The sequence below is a fragment of the Acinetobacter sp. YH16031 genome, assembly GCF_013417335.1.
Taxonomy (GTDB): domain Bacteria; phylum Pseudomonadota; class Gammaproteobacteria; order Pseudomonadales; family Moraxellaceae; genus Acinetobacter.
This window is the reverse complement of sequence record NZ_VPED01000006.1, coordinates 1-18,633: the sequence shown is the minus strand read 5'-3', so window position 1 is coordinate 18,633 and position 18,633 is coordinate 1. Positions and strand designations below refer to the sequence as shown.

18 protein-coding genes and 5 tRNA genes are annotated in these 18,633 nt (G+C 44.2%); 2 read left to right on the top strand and 21 right to left on the bottom strand.

Annotated elements, in window-relative coordinates; genetic code table 11:
* The 21 genes from secE to FTV31_RS04320 all read right to left on the bottom strand — a co-directional run bounded on the left by secE (position 1) and on the right by FTV31_RS04320 (position 16,380).
* Positions 1-441: a preprotein translocase subunit SecE gene (gene secE, locus FTV31_RS04420; protein WP_179991968.1), complete on the bottom strand. Its 441-nt coding sequence runs from the start codon at positions 439-441 to the stop codon at positions 1-3.
* A gap of 75 nt (positions 442-516) precedes the next feature.
* A tRNA-Trp gene (locus tag FTV31_RS04415) sits at positions 517-592 on the bottom strand.
* Between the two features lie 46 nt (positions 593-638).
* On the bottom strand, positions 639-1,829 hold the full coding sequence (gene tuf, locus FTV31_RS04410; protein WP_179991967.1) for an elongation factor Tu: 1,191 nt from the start codon (positions 1,827-1,829) through the stop codon (positions 639-641).
* Between the two features lie 151 nt (positions 1,830-1,980).
* Positions 1,981-2,055 (bottom strand) — tRNA-Thr (locus tag FTV31_RS04405).
* 21 nt (positions 2,056-2,076) lie between these two features.
* Positions 2,077-2,152: transfer RNA gene (locus tag FTV31_RS04400), tRNA-Gly, on the bottom strand.
* A gap of 36 nt (positions 2,153-2,188) precedes the next feature.
* Positions 2,189-2,272, bottom strand: a tRNA-Tyr gene (locus FTV31_RS04395).
* Positions 2,273-2,327: 55 nt separating this feature from the next.
* Positions 2,328-2,403, bottom strand: a tRNA-Thr gene (locus tag FTV31_RS04390).
* Between the two features lie 98 nt (positions 2,404-2,501).
* Positions 2,502-3,995: an anthranilate synthase component I gene (gene trpE, locus FTV31_RS04385; protein WP_179991966.1), complete on the bottom strand. Its 1,494-nt coding sequence runs from the start codon at positions 3,993-3,995 to the stop codon at positions 2,502-2,504.
* Positions 3,996-4,103: 108 nt separating this feature from the next.
* The gene (gph, locus tag FTV31_RS04380; RefSeq protein ID WP_180013261.1) at positions 4,104-4,772 is read right to left on the bottom strand and encodes a phosphoglycolate phosphatase; all 669 of its coding nucleotides are present in this window, start codon (positions 4,770-4,772) and stop codon (positions 4,104-4,106) included.
* Positions 4,773-4,850: 78 nt separating this feature from the next.
* Positions 4,851-5,510: an FHA domain-containing protein gene (locus tag FTV31_RS04375; protein ID WP_180013259.1), complete on the bottom strand. Its 660-nt coding sequence runs from the start codon at positions 5,508-5,510 to the stop codon at positions 4,851-4,853.
* A gap of 62 nt (positions 5,511-5,572) precedes the next feature.
* A complete protein-coding gene (gspD, locus tag FTV31_RS04370; protein WP_180013257.1) occupies positions 5,573-7,828 on the bottom strand; it encodes a type II secretion system secretin GspD in 2,256 nt (751 codons plus the stop codon).
* A 38-nt stretch (positions 7,829-7,866) separates the two neighbouring features.
* Entirely contained in the window at positions 7,867-8,721 is an 855-nt protein-coding gene (locus tag FTV31_RS04365) for a type II secretion system protein N (protein WP_180013255.1), read from the bottom strand.
* A complete protein-coding gene (gene gspN / locus FTV31_RS04360; RefSeq protein WP_180013253.1) occupies positions 8,721-9,464 on the bottom strand; it encodes a type II secretion system protein N in 744 nt (247 codons plus the stop codon). The genes FTV31_RS04365 and gspN overlap by 1 nt, the downstream gene beginning before the upstream one ends.
* 187 nt (positions 9,465-9,651) lie before the next feature.
* Complete coding sequence (locus FTV31_RS04355) at positions 9,652-9,978, bottom strand: H-NS family nucleoid-associated regulatory protein (RefSeq protein ID WP_079281036.1); 327 nt, start codon at positions 9,976-9,978, stop codon at positions 9,652-9,654.
* Between the two features lie 152 nt (positions 9,979-10,130).
* Positions 10,131-10,556, bottom strand: a complete 426-nt coding sequence (locus FTV31_RS04350) for a thioesterase family protein (RefSeq protein WP_004781650.1) — start codon at positions 10,554-10,556, stop codon at positions 10,131-10,133.
* 7 nt (positions 10,557-10,563) lie between these two features.
* Positions 10,564-11,757, bottom strand: a complete 1,194-nt coding sequence (locus FTV31_RS04345) for a heme biosynthesis protein HemY (RefSeq protein WP_180013251.1) — start codon at positions 11,755-11,757, stop codon at positions 10,564-10,566.
* Positions 11,758-11,763: 6 nt separating this feature from the next.
* On the bottom strand, positions 11,764-12,603 hold the full coding sequence (locus FTV31_RS04340; RefSeq protein WP_180013249.1) for a hypothetical protein: 840 nt from the start codon (positions 12,601-12,603) through the stop codon (positions 11,764-11,766).
* 7 nt (positions 12,604-12,610) lie between these two features.
* Positions 12,611-13,378, bottom strand: coding sequence for a uroporphyrinogen-III synthase (locus FTV31_RS04335; protein WP_166136799.1), 768 nt, complete (start codon positions 13,376-13,378; stop codon positions 12,611-12,613).
* A complete protein-coding gene (gene hemC, locus FTV31_RS04330) occupies positions 13,378-14,301 on the bottom strand; it encodes a hydroxymethylbilane synthase (RefSeq protein WP_180013247.1) in 924 nt (307 codons plus the stop codon). The genes FTV31_RS04335 and hemC overlap by 1 nt, the downstream gene beginning before the upstream one ends.
* A 114-nt stretch (positions 14,302-14,415) precedes the next feature.
* Entirely contained in the window at positions 14,416-15,156 is a 741-nt protein-coding gene (locus tag FTV31_RS04325; protein WP_180013245.1) for a LytTR family DNA-binding domain-containing protein, read from the bottom strand.
* Positions 15,157-15,225: 69 nt separating this feature from the next.
* Positions 15,226-16,380, bottom strand: a complete 1,155-nt coding sequence (locus FTV31_RS04320; protein ID WP_180013243.1) for a sensor histidine kinase — start codon at positions 16,378-16,380, stop codon at positions 15,226-15,228.
* Here FTV31_RS04320 and argH point away from each other — a divergent pair.
* Positions 16,371-17,801 (top strand): argininosuccinate lyase, encoded by a 1,431-nt coding sequence (gene argH, locus FTV31_RS04315; protein ID WP_180013241.1) that lies wholly within the window; start codon positions 16,371-16,373, stop codon positions 17,799-17,801. The two genes, FTV31_RS04320 and argH, sit on opposite strands and share 10 nt — an antisense overlap.
* A 29-nt stretch (positions 17,802-17,830) precedes the next feature.
* Positions 17,831-18,100, top strand: coding sequence for an oxidative damage protection protein (locus FTV31_RS04310; RefSeq protein WP_005232563.1), 270 nt, complete (start codon positions 17,831-17,833; stop codon positions 18,098-18,100).
* Positions 18,101-18,633: the final 533 nt, after the last annotated feature.

Here is an 18,633-nt window from a genome sequence, read left to right as displayed (position 1 = left end):
TTACCCGATAATAAACTTCATTAACCAGCCTAAAACATAGTCAAAGCACCATAGAACAATGGCTGCAATCACTACAACAGCAAGGACTTGCCAAGATGTGGTCACAGTCTCTTGTTTGGTAGGCCAGGTCACTCGACGTAACTCGATTCGTGCATCCTTAAGAAGACGAACAAAGCCTTTGCCTTGATGGGTGGCGTATAATAAACCGAATGCCACAACGATACAAGCCAAAATTACCCCAACGCGCACCCAAATATCATTCGCAGGCGCCCAGTATGCAGGTAAATATTGGTTTACCATCATAGCACCGACCAATAAAATCAAGGCGATAACCCATAGAACAATGTCTAATGGAGAACCAGAACTTACATCTACAGCAGGATTATTTCTTTGAGGAATTGCCGCTTCGCTTAATGCGTCGCGTGATTTATCATTCGACATTTTTGTACTCGTCGTAGGTTTCGCGACTTATTATATGACCAGTTTTGCCGACATCAAGCGTCTTTTGAAAAAACTTGGCAGGCCAGGAGGGACTCGAACCCCCAACATTCGGTTTTGGAGACCGACGCTCTACCAATTGAACTACTGGCCTGTAGATAAACTGGAGCCGAAACTCCAGCTTATTTTCTATTCTATGATTATGCAGTTACTTTAGCAACTACACCAGCACCAACTGTACGACCACCCTCACGGATCGCAAAACGTAGACCTGGGTCCATTGCGATTGGGTGAATCAGTTCTACTGACATTTCTACGTTGTCACCAGGCATAACCATTTCAACGCCTTCTTTCAAAGAAATCGCGCCAGTTACGTCAGTTGTACGGAAGTAGAACTGTGGACGGTAACCGTTAAGGAATGGAGTGTGACGACCACCTTCGTCTTTAGAAAGTACGTATACTTCTGCATCGAATTTAGTGTGCGGTTTGATAGAACCTGGTTTAGCAAGTACTTGACCACGTTGTACGTCTTCACGTTTAGTACCACGAAGCAAGATACCACAGTTCTCACCAGCACGGCCTTCGTCAAGAAGTTTACGGAACATTTCAACGCCAGTTACAGTAGTCTTAACTGTGTCTTTGATACCCACGATTTCAACTTCTTCACCAACTTTGATGACACCAGTTTCAACACGGCCAGTTACAACTGTACCACGACCAGAAATTGAGAATACATCTTCGATTGGCATCAAGAATGCTTGGTCGATTGCACGTTCTGGTTCTGGGATGTAAGAGTCAAGCGCTTCAACAAGAGCTACAACTGCGTCTTCACCGTATTGACCAGCTTCACCGTTAAGTGCAGCAAGTGCTGAACCACGGATTACAGGAGTGTCATCACCTGGGAAGTCGTAAGTAGAAAGAAGTTCACGAACTTCCATTTCAACCAGTTCAAGAAGCTCTTCGTCGTCTACAAGGTCGCATTTGTTCAAGAATACAACGATGTAAGGTACACCTACCTGACGAGAAAGCAGGATGTGTTCACGAGTTTGTGGCATTGGACCGTCAGTCGCAGCACATACAAGGATCGCGCCGTCCATCTGAGCAGCACCAGTAATCATGTTTTTAACATAATCGGCGTGGCCCGGGCAGTCTACGTGAGCGTAGTGACGAGTTGGAGAATCGTATTCTACGTGTGAAGTATTAATTGTAATACCACGTGCTTTTTCTTCTGGTGCAGAGTCGATTGCAGCGTAGTCTTTCGCTTCACCACCGAATTTTTTAGCACATACAGTTGCAATCGCAGCTGTTAAAGTTGTTTTACCATGGTCAACGTGACCGATTGTGCCCACGTTAACGTGTGGCTTATTACGTTCAAACTTAGCCTTAGCCATGTTAATCTTCCTCGTTTACGTCGAACACAATTCTGAGTAAAACCCAGCTCCGACATATCGTTTAAAAAAAACCAAACACCAAATACTTGAAAAGCAGACTAAATAGCCTGCTTTTGAAATATTTTTGCAACCACGTTGCCAAACTGTAATCTGGAGCTCTTATCGAGATTTGAACTCGAGACCTCTCCCTTACCAAGGGAGTGCTCTACCACTGAGCTATAAGAGCAAATATTAGCACTTCAAACAATGGAGCGGGAGACGAGGATCGAACTCGCGACATGCAGCTTGGAAGGCTGCCGCTCTACCAACTGAGCTACTCCCGCACGATGTTGGTACTTACCACTTTGAAGTCTTAAAATTGGTGGTGAGGGAAGGATTCGAACCTTCGAAACTTTCGTAGCGGAGTTACAGTCCGCCCCCTTTGACCGCTCGGGAACCTCACCATTTTTACACTTACATCAGTGTCGTTCTTTACTTCGCACTCCAAACTCTCTAAGATGGTGCCGGCACACGGATTCGAACTGTGGACCTACTGATTACAAGTCAGTTGCTCTACCAACTGAGCTATGCCGGCGTTTCTTAGTGTTTCGTACGTTTCGTATCGGAACGGTGTGCAGTTTAGCAAAACTCAGAATCCATGCAAGTGTTTTTTTCAAAAAAAACGCCAAAAACTCACAAAATCAATCCGTTTGATGATAATTCAACCGCTTTGATCACTGCACGAGCTTTTATTTGGGTTTCATTCCATTCTGACTCAGGATTTGAGTCCGCAACCAGCCCTGCTCCAGCCTGAACATAGACCTTATTTTCACGAATCACGCAGGTACGAATGGCAATCGACATGTCCATTTCACCATGCCAGCCTAAATAACCAACAGCGCCGCCAAAAATTCCGCGTTTTACTGGCTCAACTTCGTCAATAATTTCCATGGCACGAATTTTTGGCGCACCAGAAAGTGTTCCCGCAGGGAAAGTTGCCTTAAAAACATCCAGTGCATCCACATCATCACGTACTTCACCTTGTACATTTGACACAATGTGCATCACATGCGAGTAACGTTCGATCACCATTTGATCAGTGACTTGTACTTTACCGATTTTGGATACTCGACCGACATCATTTCGGCCCAAGTCAATCAGCATTAAGTGCTCGGCAATTTCTTTTTCATCAGACAGTAAATCTTTTTCCAGTGCCAGATCTTCTTCTTTGGTCTTGCCACGTGGACGCGTACCCGCCAGTGGACGAACAGTCGCAATGCCATTTTCCAGACGAGAAAGAATTTCAGGCGAAGAACCCACAATATGGAACGGCGTATTGTTTTCCAAGGTCTGCCCTTGCACGAGGAACAGGTAAGGTGATGGATTAAGATGACGTAATGCGCGATAGACCTGTAAAGGCTCACCATCGAAATCAGAAACCATACGATGACCCGGCACGACCTGCATCACATCTCCGGCACGAATGTACTCTTTTACCTTTTCAATAGAGGCAATAAAGTTGTCATGTCCAGTTAAAGACTCAAAGTGCGGTGCTGTATGTTTTTCTGCTTTCAGGCTCACTGGTGTTGCCAGAATATTTTCCAGCTCATCCAGCTGCTGCTGCGCTTTCTCATAAGCTGCCTGATCCGCTGCATCGGCATGGACAATCAGGAACAGGGTATCTTTCAGATTATCGAATACGATGACGGTTTTGGACAGCATCATCCAGATATCTGGCAAGCCTACCGGATCAGCTTCAGGCACATTTTTTAGCTTAGGTTCGATATAACGTACTGAGTCATAACCAAAGTAACCGACAAGACCACCGGTAAAGCTTGGTAAGGCTGGAAGTTCTGCCTGGGTCGGTACTTTAAACTGTGCCTGAAAGTCACGGATATACTGGAATGGATCGGCACAGTGCTGTTTTTCAATAGAGCCATCTGGATGCTGAACAGTCAGTTCACCCGCATTACAGGAGAATACAGTCGATTCACCCAGGCCGATAATTGAATAGCGCGCCCAGTTTTCTCCCCCTTCCACAGATTCGAACAGATAAGCCTGTTGGTGCTGTTTTAGACGGGCAAAGATAGATAAAGGAGTATCAGTATCAGCCAGGCGCTGGCGGTATACAGGAATCAGGTTGTAGCCTTGAGATGCAAGTTGCTGGAATTGAGCTGAAGTTGTCATTCGGTTTTTCTCTTTAAATTAGGGTTACTCAGTATGAAAATGGAATTGAACTGAGCGACGCCATCGAAAAACCTTACAACTATTCATCTTATTTCCTTCGTACCCTATTTAAGCAAGCAATTCACGTAGATCATCAACAATTTCTTGAGGATCACAGTCTGCTATATTTTCACCATGATTATAGCCATAGCTGACTACAATACAATCTATACCCGCACGGCGCGCAGCTTCGATGTCATTGACCGAATCTCCGATCATCAGTACCTGGTCTTTGGTCACGCCATAATGTTCCACACAATGCAACAACTGACGCGGATCTGGCTTACGCTCGGCAAAGCGATCACCACCAATGGTGTCATCAAAGTATTTCGCCATTTCCAGAATATCCAGAATACTGCGTGCCGGTTCTTCTGGTTTATTGGTCACACAGATCAGTTTTTTATCGTTAGCCTTACCCCATTCCAGAAACTCGATAATTCCGTCAAATGGCTTGGTATCCACACAAGGATCGGCATTGTAAATTTCCAGGAACGTCGTAAGTAATTCCTGATGTTGGGCAGGTAATACCTCACCCACCAAATGCTGGAGTACGCTTTCACAGAACTTGGACGTTCCTTTACCAATCCAGACCCGTACCTGCTCCTCAGTCACCAGGGGTAGCTGCAAAACATTCAGGCTCATATTCATGGCCCGATACAAATCATGGGCTGAATCCACCAAGGTGCCATCCAGATCGAATAAAATCAGCTTACGTTGTTCCAGTTGTGCAATTGACATCCTGAGCCTCATTTTCTTTATTTGCAGCCATAAAAAAGGCATGCGTGATGCATGCCTCGATTGTAACCAATCATGGGCTTATTTAAACAACACCCAAGCGATAATCGCCAAAATAATCAGAACGATTAGTGAAATCAGTCCAATAGATGCATTTTTCTGTGCTTCTTTTTCCTGCTCTACACGAGAAACAGGCTGTTCCACCGGAATTGGTGCGGGTTCTGGCTTAACCGAGCTCAGATCTACACCCTCAGCAATAGGCGCAGGTTTTGGGATACCGACATTGGTCGGCATACCATCACGGGTCAAGTTGACTGAAGCATCACGCTCTTTCAATTCTGGAATGCCCTGCTCATTCATCTGCTGGGCAGGAGTTTTCTCAACCGTTTCGATCTCTTCAACCACTTGCTCTGCTGTTTCTTCAACTTCTGGCGCCACTTCAACAGGCGCTACAGGTTCAAGAACCAGAAATTTCAAGCTGGCAAACTGGACTACATCGTCCTGCTGTAACTGCGTTTCCTGCTCAATACGCAAGTCATTCACAAAAGTGCCATTAGATGAACCTAGATCCTGTACCCACAGTGCATCGTCTTTTAGCAGAAAAGCAGCATGCTTACGCGAGATTTCCGCAGCCTGCAGCACAATATCAGCCGCCTGATGACGCCCCACCAGCATGTCACGGTCAATCGCTATTTCCTGTCCGGTCAAATCATCGGTAATTGCCTGTATTTTCCAAGTCATGAAATCTACTTCTCTATTCTCTTTGACATTATCATAACATGCTGTATGCAAATGCGAATGGTCTAGCTTTTGGGTCTAAGTGTGGTTGTTGTAACGGTATTTCTACTTTTTTCAACCTGCTGGACTGGCTGCTGTACCACTTGTCGCTGAATCCCCGGCTCAATTGCTATCGGTGTAGCCACTGCTGCGGCTGACGGTGTTGACGCTGGCGCACTCGGAACATTCTGGTAGGACGAATTCATCAGTGGTGTCTTGGAAACTGGAATACGCTGCTGATACACATCTTCAACACTTTCCGGTAGCTTGGCAAAATTACCGTCTGAATCGAGCGCCAATTGCAGGCTATAGAGTTGACCATAACGTTGCTGCGTCAGTTTACGCACTTCATTTTTATCCCCCACAATCGTTGGATGGATAAAGATCAATAAGTTACGTTTCTGATTAGACTTACCTTCTGAGCGAAACAAACGTCCCACCCCTGGAATTGCCCCTAGACCCGGTACTGCCTGACGTCCATAACTGGTATTGTCCGAAATCAAGCCACCGAGTACGATCGTTTGTCCATGTTCTGCCAGAATCGAGGTTTTAATCGCACGTTTGCTGGTGACTAGATCTTGCGCTTGGCCTTTATTGGCTTTTACATCTGAGACTTCCTGCTCAACTTCCAGACGTACCGTACCATCTTCGCCAATGTGTGGTACGACTTTTAAAGTGACCCCAACATCTTTACGCTCAATAGTGGTATAAGGATTGGCAACACCTGCGGCTCCCGTAGAAACTGAACCTGTCACAAAGGGTACATTTTCACCGACAACGATATAGGCTTCCTCATTATCCATGGTCACAATCGACGGCGTAGATAACAGGTTAGACTTGGTCGTTTCTTTTAAGGCCTGAATCATCGCGCCGTATAAACGGCGTGAACCATCACTGCCTTCACGATAATCACCGATCACCAATGAACTGCCTGCACCTACAGTACTCGCCGCACCTGCACCACCGCCAGTCAGATAACCCGCTGCAATATTTTTCAGACTGGTGCCAAAATTATCAAAATTGATCAGACCAATTCCGCTGCTGATATCACCTAAGGCCCATTGCACACCCAGCTGATCTGCATCTGTTCCTTCTACTTCAATAATTGCAGCTTCAATCAGAACCTGTTGACGGCGTACATCTAACTGATCAATCGCAGATTCGATTTCACGCATCAGTTGCGGGTCAGCCTTGACCACCAATGAATTTTGCGTGGCATCCGCAATAATGCTGACGCCGTTGGCATTAAAGCTGCTGATCCCGCCCTGCTCGGTTTTCATGCCGGTATTTAACTGAATATTGGATGCGGTTGAGCTGTTTGAGTTGGTAGTACTGTTATTATTCAGGTTATTAGTCGAATTATATGAAGACGAACTAGAAGAGGAATTATCCAAACCAGTATTGACTGCTTGCCCTGTCACTAACCCCTGCAAAATTTCCGAAAGATTCTTGGCACTGGCATATTTCAAACGAAAGACTTTTAAACCACCCAGACGGTCTGCTGCAGGTACATCCAGCGTTTCAATAATCTGACGAATACGCTTACGTGTCGCTGGATCCCCTTTAATCAGAATCCGGTTAGTACGCACATCTGCCATGACCCGCACCCGTGAACCACGCAAATCTTTAGCTGCACCTGTTGCTGCCATAGAGTCAATCAGCTCGATCATTTCTTCGGCCTGACTGGATTGCAGGCTAATGGCTTCAATATCATTCTGACCCGTGCCATCCAGGTTACGGATGATGGTTTCCAGCTGATAGATATTGGTCGCCCGATCCGACACAATCAGTGCATTGGTACCCGGAACGGCAGCCAAATGGGCAAACTGTGGCATCAACGGACGCAGGGCCGGAATCAGGTCATTCGGATTGGTATTTTCCAGCCAGATCACGCGAGTGACAATCTGGTCACCGGTAGCACGATGACGTGCATCATAGGGAATCCCGGAGCTTTTGACATTGCTGTCTGGAACCAGCTTGATGGTATTTCCTGAAGGGATGGCCACTACACCATTGACATTCAAGACGCCTAAAAACAGGTCATAAACTTCGTTTTTATTCAGTGGCTTGTTGGAAATGACCGTGACATTGCCTCGAACTCGGGGATCTACCGCAAAATTTTTACCGGTAATATCCGCCACTTCATTAATGAAGGCGGTTAAGTCTGCATCCCGGAGATTGATTTTCCAGGTTTGCGCATAACTTGCCGTACTGACCATAGCAACCAATGGGGCGGCCACACAGAATGCCCATGCTGATCGATTATTATTAAATAAAGCCATAAACTTTTGTGTTTCCTAACCCTATGCGTGATGACACATCACTTCAAATCCTGTTGTATGGTCATCACCTGATCACCACGTTTTATTTCGAGTTTGACCTGACCTTCACGTCGAGCCTGTTCCAGTAATTGTGCTTCGGTTTGTCCCTGTGACAGGGTCTGACCATTCAAAGACAAAATCCGGTCTCCCGGTCTTAACCCCAAGCGATTACGCAGTGCAGCCGGTGTCCGTGAAGTGACTTCATAACCACCCTCTGCTGCACTTACCCCCATATTCTGTAAGTACTGGTCCTTATTTTCCTGCATCTGCTGGATAGCCCGATTGATTTCACTCTGCGGTGAAGGTTGCTCAGGCATACCACTTTCCATATGCATCGGAGGCATCGGATTTGAAGATGCTGAGGTATCCGGCACGATTGGCTGGTTTAAACCATTTTCCAACCCTTTAAACAGGATTTCTTGGGTCGCACCGCTTGATTTACGCAAAATCACCCGGTCCCAATACACTTCAGCCAGCGTAAAACCGCTATTCCCCAATACTTCTCCGACCCGATAACGGTCAGACTGGTCATTAATTTTCAAGACTGCTGAAGAGTTATAGCTTGGGCTCGCCACCACAACTCCCTGCAAGACAATATTGGCAGTTTCAGCAGTGTTCGCTGCGTAAGTATTTTCCTGAAATAGTGAAAAGGCACTTATATTTGGCACTTGAGCCTGTTGTGACCCCAGCTCTACCTGATCAATCTGCATCGCTTGTGGAGGAGCCACCAGAAGCCAGAATAAAGCAGCCAATTTCCAGCATAAATACAGAATCAGCAGGAACAATAAAATCGGAGCAACACGTTCTGTCTGTTTCAGATCAATATTTTTAAAATAATCGAGTGGGCTTGCCATCAGTTGAAGCCCCCCATTAAAGGCTGACGGGTACTAATCACATAAGTATCCAGCCCAGCTTTACCGGCATAAGAAGGAGCATTCAATAGAAAACGCTGTGTCAGCTGAATATCCAGCATCAAGCTTGGATCCAGTTTAATATTCAACATACGTTGATCACGATTGTCGCGTACGTCCAACAGCAGCTGCCCATTCTCATCGGATAACTGACCACTTAGAACCGGTACATTCATACGCTCCTGACGCTGGGCAAACGTGTAAATCAGTTCACCACCACTCCATTGCATCTGACCGTCTACATGACTAAAGCCTTGCTCTTTTTTATATTTAAAATCGAGTTCTTTAAACTGAATCGGGTTGGTAGGCCATTGCCAGTCAGCAATCTTCTTTAAAGTTTCAGGTGCAAGCTGTCCCTCAAGGTTTTTGACGGTTAAAGTTTTATTCAGACCATAGCCCATCACACCCGAAAACTGGGTATTACCGCTATGCAGATCAATATTCGCCCCTAATCTCAGCAACAACAGGTCCAAAGGGCGAACCTGCCAGTTCAGACTTCCCCGAAGATTACCTTTTTTCCAGTCCGCACTTCCCTGCCAGATATTCCCGCTTACATTATGTAAGACCTGATTATTTTTATAAAATTTTGAAATTAACCAAGCTGCAGGTACTTGCAGAATCACAAAGACAAAAAAGGCTAGAATTGCAAATATCAACCATTTTAATGTTTTCGGCTTATTGCTCATCCCGCCACGACCAACCTATCCAATCGAAACCCCTAAATTTATAGTTTTGTCATTTTATAATCACATTATGCACACTTTTTCTCTGACGCCAATTCATAGGCATAAAAAAACCAAGCAGGATATGCTTGGCTGATCAATCACAGGCCGTATGCATAACAGCCTGATGATGAATAATGCGGCAGAAGGATTAGATCACGAAATCTTCCAGTTTTGCGCCTTTCTCTAATTCAGCAACTAACCAGCGTGGCTGTTTACCGCGACCAGTCCAGGTGTCTTCCGGATTGCTTTTACTGCGATAACGTGGCTCTACAGACTTACGTGCAGTTTTTTTACGTTTAGAAGCACCAAATTCAAGAAGCTGTTCAATCGTCAAGCCTACTTTGTCGGCAATATCCAATACCTGATGATAAGCATCTTCAATTTCCTGATCTTTTTTCAAAGCAATTAAAGACTCAGCTTCTGCTTGTAAACGTTTTAACTCTTCAACTGATAAATTTGTAATATCTGGCATCATATTCTCCAATAAATAGCATTATTTCTTTTAATAAATAACGAACCCATCATATTTATATTAAGTGTAATATTCAATATAAAATTTTAAATTTACAACAATAAACTTAAGGGCCATTACAAAATTAATCATTAAATTAGAGATGAAACTCTATATTAAATTTCATGTTGTACAGTTAATTCCAGCGATTTTATTTTTTCTCGAATATGTTCAGGTATTTCAGTTTTCTGCATATTTTTATTTAAACATACAATTACTGCTTCGGAAGTAGCTACGATACTTTGCTGCTGTTCACTCCATAATAAATAATGCATTCTGACTGCACTATTCCGAATTTCATCAATTCGTGCCGCCACTTTTAATTGATCTGGATAAACTACAGGTTTTAAATAACGGCATTGATTTGAAGCCACTACTGTTAAAATATCTTCATCAAAAATATTTAATTTACCCAAATAAGCCAAACGGGCACTTTCTATATAACGGTAATACATCGCATTATTAACATGCCCAAACGCATCCATGTCTCCCCATGCAACAGTTTGCGAATAAATCACCGGATATTGTTGTAATTCTGACATTATTTCCTCAAATTCTGATTTCGATAAAATTAACATTCGATTCAAATACGGCATTTAACTGCTGTATTAAATCCTCTCTTCCCTGCAATACAGATTTAATTCTCAAATAGCTCATGCGGATGTCATCTGGATAGAGATCCAGCAATTGCTGAGCTTCTTCTACCCGGCCAGTCGCCTGTAGAATATGCCATTTGGCAAAACTTAATATTGGCAGTGCAGTATATTTTGCATCCCAAACTGAGATCTGCTGCTCAATATCTGCATAATCTGGAAACTGCTTTAATAACTGCTGCTGGAACCATAAATAAAATACATCCTGATTAAATTGGAGTTCCAGTAAGTGTTTAGCAAGGCTTTCATGCTCAACACTCATTTCCGGCATTCTAAATAATAGTTTCAACCATAATAGCTTGACTTCATAGTCACGATTAAATATGTCCTGTTTTAAATCCAGATAACGTTGTTTTAAATATTCCAAATCATCTTCAGTAGCTTGATCATAAGCTATTAATAATTGCTGCAGCCATATTTTTTTTACTTCTTGGTCTAAATGTCCATATTTGGTTGAACGTAAATATAACCAGGGAAACTGTAAGGCAAATTGCCCCCATAAAGCATTTAAACGCTTTTCATAAGCGGTTTTGACTCGTCTTAACCAGGGAGATAACTCATGTTGATTTAAAAATTCTAAATGCGTTAATGCCTGCTGACCATCCTGCTGTGATAAATAGATTTCAATTCGCTGTAATTCTGCCAGTTCAAATGCCATTGGATTGGACTGATTTAAACTACTCAATGCTTCGCTATATTGTTGCTGTCCCCAGGATAATCGGGCATCAATAATATGCTTGAGCAATCCCGACTGATTAAAAGACTGCTGAATAAAATCCCGTTGATCCTGTGCAGCATTTAATAACCAAACCACAGCTAACTGCTCATAAGGATGTAGGCGTGCAAAGCTGAATACCGTTTCATGTTTACGCTGTTTAAAGCTGAGATAACGTTTGGTCGCATACCACAGCATATGCATCAGGAAACTGATTGCGATAAGCAAGCCTACCAGAAACCAGAAAGTGGTCTGGATCTGTAGTTCGCGCCAGTACAGATAAACATAACCCGCACCATAACCATAGCTCAGTACACTCAAGATCGCTAAGCCCAGCAAACCAACCAGTAAATAAGCAAGTAAAATCTGTTTCATAAGCAATTAACCGATCAGGGTACGCGTATTGAGCGGAGGAGTAGGCGTCTGAGGTGCTGCCCTGATTTGTTCCAGTCGTTGAATCCATTGTTTGCTTTGCGCATCCGGAAGTTGCGCCAATACCTCGATCACACTTTTCAGGGCTTGCTGGAAAGCTACCTGTTGTCCTTGTTGCACACTATTTTCTGCAATCAGTAAACGCAACTGAGCTTCTTTTAAGACCAGATTACGCTGCATTAAGACCGCACTTGGCTTCTCGATTGATTCAATCTGAATCCAGCGCTGCCAGAATGAGCTTTGGGATATAGCGCGATTCTGATGCTGCACCTGGATTTCCTTTTCCATCTCAGCATCAATCTGTTGCAATAATTCTTTTAATTTATTCTGTTGTACTAAACGATTGTTAATGAACTGCTTAAGGACTTCCCGATCCTTGTCAATCGCCTGATTCAGGCTACCCAGAAGAGCAGGTGCCAGTTCTAGATGTTCAAGCTGATTAGATAACTGGTTTAACTTTTCCATAGCCATTGCATATTGTTGCTGCTGCAAGGCAAACTCAACCAGATCCAGATATTGCTCGACTAAAGGCAGATCATCCTGCAAGTCAGCCCTAGGAGTATCCTGAACTGTCCCCTTGTTCGGTGTTTCAGGGTTTGCTGCTTGGCCCGTAGCAACCTGACGTTTTAAGGCCACCAGCTGATCATTCAGATTGGCATTCTGCTGTTGCAGCTGCTTAAAATTCTGGGTCAATTCAGTCTGTGCTGAATTTAAGCCAAACAGGTCATAGCTCAGCTTGGCAATCCACACCAAGCTCAAGATGAAAAAAACAATGAATAATTTTTTCATGCGTTTCCTAGTACATCAGTAGCTGCTGCAAAATCGTCGATCCGCTTAAGTCCTCTAACTGAGCGAATTGAAAACCAGCCTGATGTTGCTGTTGATATTCCCCAAGCATGGCAGCCAAACGCGGCCCCAAAACCAAATACAATGCCCGATTAATGAGATGCGGATACGGCTGCATCAAGGCTAGCCAGTTAAGCCAGCTCGCTTCACTGCTGACCAAGACTGCATAACGGGGATTAGCTTCAAGGCTCGTCAAATGTTTAACTAATATCTCGGAAGTCACTGGCGGACACTGACGATCATATAAAATGAAATTCAATATATGAATTTGCTGATCCTTTAAATGCTGCATCATAAATTGACGCCCACCTTCACCTCGCCAAAAGGCGACAGTTGATCCGGTAGCTAATTGCTGTAGCACAGGCAATTGCAGCATCCCTTCCGAAGTCTCCACATCAGGCACATAACTCTGGATACCGTAGCTTGCTAAAGCCCGCTCGGTAGCTTTACCCACAGCGACCCACTGGACACTTCCAAGATCATGCAATGATAGGCCTGCCTGCTGCAAATATTGCATGCCAATTTGGGCAGCGGTCGGACTCACTACGACAATCAGTTTTGCTTGGGGTAGCTGCCTAAATAAACTGGCTAGCTCATCCGTATAAGGCTGCTGTACCAGTTCTAGCAAGGGCAACTCTATCACCGGAATTTGCGCTGTCTGTAGGGCTTGCGTTAAATTTGCAGCACGATCACTCGGACGGGTATTAATGAACAACATTATTTTGAATAAAGGGCTTTCAATAACTCGCCTGCGCCCTGATCTAGCAGATCTTTAGCCAGCTGCACGCCCAATTGTTCTGCATCTGCCATGTTTCCGCTCTGCTGTGCGCGTAGCAAAGTTGCGCCATCTATACTACCGACCCGGCCTTCAATCGAAATGACACCTTCATTTAAAGTAGCATAGCCTGCGATTGGCACCTGACAGCCACCTTCCAGATAGGCATTAAAGGCACGTTCGGCACGGACACACGCATCAGTTTCTACATGTAATAGAGGCTGGATTAAATCTAATACCGCTTGATCTCCACTCCGGCATTCCAGGCCCAGTGCACCCTGTCCTACTGCGGGTAAACTTACTTCAGGCACAATACTATGACGAATACGATCTGCAAGGCCCAAGCGTTTTAAACCGGCACTGGCCAGGATGATTGCATCATACTGACCTGCATCCAGTTTGGATAAGCGTGTACCAACATTACCGCGTAAATCGATAATCTCAAGGTCCGGACGCTGTTTTAAAATCTGGGTTTTACGGCGCAAGCTGGAAGTTCCAACTTTGGCACCTTGAGGCAATTCGTCAAAACTGGCATAAGTATTTGAGACAAAAGCATCCAGTGGATCTTCACGTTCACAGATGACTGCCAAAGATAAGCCTTCAGGCAAAGCCATTGGCACATCTTTCATTGAATGGACTGCCAGATCAGCACGACCATCTAGTAAGGCTGCTTCTAATTCTTTTACAAATAAGCCCTTACCGCCAATTTTAGCCAATGGCGTATCAAGAATTTTATCACCCTGTGTAACAAAAGTGACTAACTCGACCTGAAGTCCAGCATGCAGGTCCTGTAAGCGTGCACGGATATGTTCCGCCTGCCAGAGCGCAAGTGGACTTTGTCGAGTAGCAATTTTTAGGGTCTTCATAAATTTCAATAAACAGTCAATGAGAACAATAGTCTAAACTTAACCTGCTCACTTGAAAATGCAAGCGAATTTATGCAAGTTTCAATACTGGTCCAAACGAACTCATTGATCCGTTTAGAGTTTCTGAATCCGTTCCCGCAAGAATGGCAAATGACGCCGACTGACCGCCAGACGCTCTTCCAGTTCACGACAACGCACCTGATACTGGCCGGAACTCACCACTTCCAAGCCTTCCAGATAGTGAACCGAAACCAGTGCATTACGGTGAATCCTGATGAACTGATGTCCAAACTCCTGTTCCAACTCCTTCAGGGTTTCATCAATCAGGACACTGCCGTTTTTATGGCGTACGGTCACATATTTTTGATCCGCCAGAAAATAATAGATATTTTCAACTGGCACCAATTCGACCCCGCGATAGGTCTTTGCCGCAATTTGATGGCGGCTGATATTGATTTCTTCCATATTTTCTTTTTGTTTTAGTTGGCTCATTTGAGCTTGGGTAAGTTTAATTAGATGCTCTAAAACCTGTGCCAATTCCTGTTGCATCACCGGTTTAAGCAGGTAGCCGTCTGCATTAGACTTGAATGCATCCAGCGCGTGTTGGTCATAGGCCGTACAAAAGACAATAGCCGGCATCGGGTCGAGCCGACGCAAATGCTGCGCACAGGTCAAACCATCCATTTCAGGCATTTGAATATCTAATAAGATGACATCAGGTTCATGCTGGTGAGCCAGATCAATTGCTTGACGACCATGCGTAGCTGTTGCAACCACATCATGCCCCAGTTGAGAGACTAAACGTGATAGTCGCTCGACAGCCAAAGGCTCATCGTCACAAATCAGGACGTCCATTTCTCCTCCTTAATCCAGTCAACATTATTCATTTGATTATAAGTTAACTGTGATTTCCTTGATTTCTTTTTATTTATAGCGATATTGCACAACCGTGGTAAACACCCCTCCACCGGCGAAAGTCTGAAACGTCATCGTAGGTCCGTAATAAGCTTCCAGACGCTGTCTGACATTTTCAATTGCAATACCATGTCCCTTTTTTAATGTTTTATTATCCTGCGTATAGGGGTTTGTTATGATGATATTAATTTGATTTTGCAAGATTTCAATCAATATGCTTATGGTACTCTTTGTCAAAATTTTTTCAACTCCATGGAAAATACTATTTTCCACTAGGGGTTGTAAAGTCAATAATGGAATTTGGACTTGTGAGTATAAGTCTTTGTTTTCTAATTTCCATTCGACCTGCAAACGCTCTCCCAGACGAATCTGTTCAATCTCCAGATAGCGCTGGCAGAGTTCAATTTCTTCCTGCAACTTGACCAGCTTCAATTCCTGAAAACTGGCCCGAAAAAGACGGGACAAATTCAGCAACATTTGTTCGGCTTTGTCCGGGTCAATACTGATCAGGCTAATCACGCTATTGAGACTATTAAACAGAAAATGCGGATGAATCCTGGCCTGCATGGCCTGAATCCGTGCATGTAATTCACTGTGCTGCTGCTGCGCCCATTGTTCACGCAAATACAGATAGCGAAAACAGAACATGCCTAACAGGATACCAAAACTCAGATGTAGGCCGACCTGATCCAGTGCGACTGCCAGACTCAGTCCCTGAAAATTCAAATTGCTGCCAAAATAAGTCAGCACATTCAGACTGGTCGTAGTTACCAAAACAATCGCCTGTAATAGCAAAAATCCGCAGATTAATGCCAGCTTAATCCCCATGCGCTGAAAATGCTGATGAAAAAGCTCGATTAGCGCTGCAAAACATAACAGTATCCAGTTGATATACAGCATATATTGAAGCAGATCTACCAGATTGAGCGCCTGCCAGGACTGTGTTTTTGCCAAGGCTAAGACCATGGCCAGCACATTGCCGCCAATAAACATTTCCAGCAAATAGTGCAGCTTGCCAATCTGGCTAAAAAAATAGGAGCTTTGCGCTGATCCAGTCGGAGATGTAAAAGATTGATCGACTTGGACTTCGGCAACGGGCTTTGAATTTGTTATACTCTTTTTCGTTCTACTGCTTTTAATCTGATTGAGCCGACATGACCACATCTTCTAATTCCTCAAATCCATCACAAGCCCAGACTTCGGGTATGTGGGGCGGTCGTTTCTCTGAAGCGACTGATGCTTTTGTTGCTGAATTTACAGCATCTGTTCAATTTGACCAACGTTTTTATAAACAAGACATTGCAGGCTCGATTGCACATGCAACCATGCTGGCAAAAGTTGGCGTACTGACCGAACAGGAACGTGATGACATTATCGAAGGTCTGACTGCCATTAAAGCAGATATTGAAGCAGGTAACTTCGAATGGCGCATTGACCTTGAAGATGTGCATATGAACATTGAGTCGCGCCTGACTCAGCGTATCGGCATCACCGGTAAAAAATTGCATACGGGCCGTAGCCGTAATGACCAGGTTGCCACAGATATCCGCCTGTATGTACGTGATGAAATTGATGCCATCCTGAAATTACTGGAAAAATTACAAAAAGGCATCCTGGGTCTGGCAGCTAAAAATACCAATACCATCATGCCGGGTTTTACCCATCTGCAAACTGCACAGCCAGTGACTTTTGGTCATCACTTGATGGCTTGGTTTGAAATGCTGGTACGTGACTCTGAGCGTCTGATTGATTGCCGTAAACGTGTTAACCGTATGCCACTCGGTTCTGCTGCTCTAGCAGGTACGACTTACCCGATTGACCGTGCTTATACCGCTGAGCTTCTAGGTTTTGAAGCTGTTGCTGAAAACTCACTTGATGCCGTTTCTGACCGTGATTTCGGTATCGAATTTAATGCTGCGGCATCTTTAATTATGATGCACCTGTCACGTATGTCTGAAGAAATGATCCTATGGACATCGGCTCAGTTCAAGTTCGTAAATATTCCAGACCGTTTCTGTACTGGTTCATCTATTATGCCGCAGAAGAAAAACCCGGATGTACCTGAACTGATCCGTGGTAAAACTGGCCGTGTGTATGGTGATCTGATGAGCTTGTTGACCCTAATGAAAGGTCAACCGCTTGCTTACAACAAAGATAACCAGGAAGACAAAGAACCATTATTTGATGCGATCGATACCGTCCGTGGTTCATTAATGGCATTTGCGGATATGATTCCTGCGCTTGTACCAAACATCGAAATTATGCGTGAAGCAGCACTTCGTGGCTTCTCAACGGCCACTGACCTGGCAGATTATCTGGTAAAAAATGGCGTAGCATTCCGTGATGCACACGAAATTGTGGGTAAAGCGGTAGCTCTGGGTGTACAGGAAGGTAAAGACCTGTCTGAACTGACACTTGAACAATTGCAACAGTTCTCTAACCTGATTCAAGCCGACGTATTTGAAAAAGCTCTGACTTTAGAAGCATCTGTGAATGCACGTAATCACATCGGTGGTACTGCACCTGCACAGGTTGAAGCTGCGATCGAACGTGCGCATGCTCGCCTAGAGAAACTTTACGCTTAATTGCTTTCGCTTTAAATTGGAGTATTGATATGTCTCGACAAGTTTTTTGCCGTAAGTATCAACAAGAAATGGAAGGTTTAGACTTTGCACCATTCCCGGGTGCAAAGGGTCAGGAACTGTTTGATACGATATCTAAACAGGCTTGGCAAGAATGGCTAAAACACCAGACCACGCTGATCAATGAAAAGCGTTTAAACGTGTTTGAACCGGATGCGAAAAAGTTCCTTGAAGAGCAACGCGAGAAGTTCTTTAACAATGATGAATCATTGGAAAAAGCTGAAGGCCTAAAGCCTGAGTAAAAAAGAAAGCACTGCTTTTCTTTTTTACGCAAGACAAGGACGAAGTCCGCGTAGGCAAGCATTTAAAAAGAGTCTCTTTTGAGGCTCTTTTTATTGAAAAGAGTACTGCTCTGCCCTTGCGCAAGACGAGAAGCTATGCTTCAAGTGAAAAAACTAAGACACTGCCTTATTTTTCTTCAAGACAAGCACCGAAGGTGCGCGTAGGTCAACATTTGAAAAGCTCCATAAACGGGGCTTTTCTTATATCAAAAGTACTGCTCCGCCACGCCGCAAGACAAGCAGCTATGCTGCGCGTAGGCTTTAAAAAGAATCTCCGTTATGGGAGATTCTTTTTTATGTACTGCTCTAAAAATTACTCAAGACAAGCGAAGCGCGTAGTTTCAAATGTCAAAAAGGAGCCTGACAAGCATTGCTGTCCCACAATTTTTCACAAGAGGAAGCTCAAATGAGCTTCCTCTTGTTTTATGGGTATTTTATCGGGTGAAAATAAAGCTTTTAAAGTTCTTCTTTCAAACAAATTCACTTGAATTATT